This is a genomic window from Candidatus Glomeribacter gigasporarum BEG34, from assembly GCF_000227585.1.
Classification (GTDB): Bacteria; Pseudomonadota; Gammaproteobacteria; order Burkholderiales; family Burkholderiaceae; genus Glomeribacter; species Glomeribacter gigasporarum_B.
Genome location: NZ_CAFB01000100.1, coordinates 1 through 2,199 on the forward strand (window position 1 = coordinate 1; position 2,199 = coordinate 2,199).

General features: G+C 57.8%; 3 protein-coding genes and 1 pseudogene. All 4 read right to left on the reverse strand.

Annotation, left to right across the window (positions count from 1 at the left end):
- A pseudogene (locus CAGGBEG34_RS09055) lies at positions 1 to 322 on the reverse strand (phage tail protein); the annotation flags it as partial.
- Between the two features lie 76 nt (positions 323 to 398).
- Positions 399 to 1,031 (reverse strand): hypothetical protein, encoded by a 633-nt coding sequence (locus CAGGBEG34_RS09060; RefSeq protein ID WP_006683335.1) that lies wholly within the window; start codon positions 1,029 to 1,031, stop codon positions 399 to 401.
- Complete coding sequence (locus tag CAGGBEG34_RS09065; RefSeq protein ID WP_006683336.1) at positions 1,031 to 1,672, reverse strand: hypothetical protein; 642 nt, start codon at positions 1,670 to 1,672, stop codon at positions 1,031 to 1,033. The genes CAGGBEG34_RS09060 and CAGGBEG34_RS09065 overlap by 1 nt, the downstream gene beginning before the upstream one ends.
- A complete protein-coding gene (locus CAGGBEG34_RS09070) occupies positions 1,672 to 2,055 on the reverse strand; it encodes a hypothetical protein (protein WP_006683337.1) in 384 nt (127 codons plus the stop codon). The genes CAGGBEG34_RS09065 and CAGGBEG34_RS09070 overlap by 1 nt, the downstream gene beginning before the upstream one ends.
- Positions 2,056 to 2,199 lie beyond the last annotated feature (144 nt).

Here is a 2,199-nt window from a genome sequence, read left to right on the forward strand (position 1 = left end):
GTTCAGCCCAGGCCGCCGTATCCGTGCCATCTGTGACCCGCACGCAGCGGAAGTTGTTGGCTCCATTCAGCACCGCCGCCCAAATCGCTGTTCCCATATCGTGTAACCGTGGTGCAATATTGCCGAATCGATGAACATAATCCGCCAGACTGCCGACCGTCACCGGCGCATTGACCGGCCCCCATTGCGCCGTGCCGACGATGCCGAGAATATTCGTCGGTACGCCGTTCAGAAAGTTTTCAGAGGGCGGGACAATCTGGACATAAACATCGGGCACATACAGCGCGGTTGTGTTGAGTGCGCCTTGTTGACTGATAGGCATATCGGTTCTCCAAAAATAAAAAAACCGCCAGAGGCAATGCCAATGACGGTGTATGTATCGTCTGATACTGACGGTTCTATCTTTCCGCTCGCGTTGTATGCGCGCTTGTGATAATGGTCTTCACCGGCCCTTGCATATCCGGCGCGGGGCCTGTGCTCACGTTCGTCTGAACATGTCGAATCACTGGATAAGTCTGTGTTTGCACGGTGGGATAGTTCACCGCATAGAACACATCGCGCCGGTAAATCCGCTGTTTTTGCCAACCATCGTCTTGAACCGAGTTCACATAAGCCATGATCCCTTCTGTACCGTCCGGAAGGCGTAAACGGCTGAGGGTTGCCAATGCACCGTCGACAGCCTTTGCCACGCAATCCCGTGCATCGGGCCGGTTCGCCCACACGGTGATTTGAAAGGTGCGCGTCTGCCGCCGAATCTCGCGGAGGCCAATCCCCGTTTTATCCTCATGGCTCTGTTCATCCCAGCCTCCATCGTCCGCGGTCACTGTCGTAACCCGCTCATCGGGTCGTGGAAAAACCGAAATCTGCACATGGCCGGCATCGAGCGCGGCGCTCAGCGCTTCAAATTTCGGCCAGCCCTGAAAGACCGCAATATCGCAGCCGGTGATAGACGGCTGATCGATGCCGTTTGGATAGGCGGCCTGAGTGATAACGCTCACCAGCGCTTGCCCGACTTCTGCAACATCGGCCATTAGGGGTGCGCCTCGTAGACCTGCAATCGCCAGCCCATCTCTGTTTTCTCCGCCGCGCGCACGCGGTAATGCCGCCCCAGATCGTCTATCAAACCATCCGCAGGCTGAATGATGATCGGTACGGAAACGGGCAGCAAGGCGATATCACCCGCGTCGATTTCACTGGTCGGCAGATTCGCGCCCTGCTGCCCGCGCCCACCAAACAGGAGGGAAGCAGGCCACGCTGCCTTTGCACCAAGCACCGTTTGCGGTGTTTCAGACACCCCTTCGTATCCCACCGCGCCTTTGGTCTGTGTTTTCTGCGCACGCTGAATGCGCACGCGCGCATCGCAGTGTATACAGGCAATGTCCGCATGCAGCGCTTGCGCGGCGATGAACCAGATCGCGCCGTCTTCGCGCCATAAATAGTCGCCCGCTTGCGTCTGCCGGCCATCAAACCGGCCTTGCCACGTGGATTGACCGAGACGGGGCGCGGCTCCAGTAGTGCGGCTCGCATTGAAACAGGCTTTAAGCGTTAACACGGGATGGGTAAACGGGTCATCCGCCTGCGTTGGCCTAAATACCTGTGTCTCCAGCCCCAGACGTTGCGCGGCCTTGGCATAGCCGCTGTAAATCTTCTGTTGCAGCGTCAAAGCATCCATTACACCATCACCCGAATCCCGCCCTGTCCCAAATCCGGCCCAGGCGGAACGCCTAAATAACCGCAGAACCGGCGTCTGAGGTCGTCGAACAACGCGGCTCTGTCCCGATGTTCCGCCTGGTTATGCGTCCAGCCGGTGGCCGCGTCGGTATCCAGATTCTCCCGCGTCTGATCAAACAGATCGGTTTCCAATTGCGCCAGACGCGGTAGATACATTTCGCGCACCAGTCGCTCTTCTTCAGCACACAGATGATTCATCTTCCATTCCAGCGCTTCGTAATACGGATGGAAGCGATAGCCGAGTCCTGTACCTGGAGAATTGCCAAAGACCGGATAGCCGCAGAAACGGCGAATCTGTATTTTTTCAGCGCCCGTAAAGGCCATCCTAGCTTGCGTGCTCAATGATCACGGCGCGTTTGTAATAAGCGTCGTTTGCGGTGGGGATAATCCGCCGATTCGCGGTGCTGTCCGAAGGCGCGGCAAAGCCGCCGATCCACGTCCAGGTCTGCGCGATCACGTCGCCCGTGC

What these genes read in the sequence shown, in the direction of transcription:
- CAGGBEG34_RS09060 (WP_006683335.1), bottom strand. Translation starts at nt 1,031, where the DNA reads ATGGCCGATGTTGCAGAAGTCGGGCAAGCGCTGGTGAGCGTTATCACT.
- CAGGBEG34_RS09065 (WP_006683336.1), bottom strand. Translation starts at nt 1,672, where the DNA reads ATGGATGCTTTGACGCTGCAACAGAAGATTTACAGCGGCTATGCCAAG.
- CAGGBEG34_RS09070 (WP_006683337.1), bottom strand. Translation starts at nt 2,055, where the DNA reads ATGGCCTTTACGGGCGCTGAAAAAATACAGATTCGCCGTTTCTGCGGC.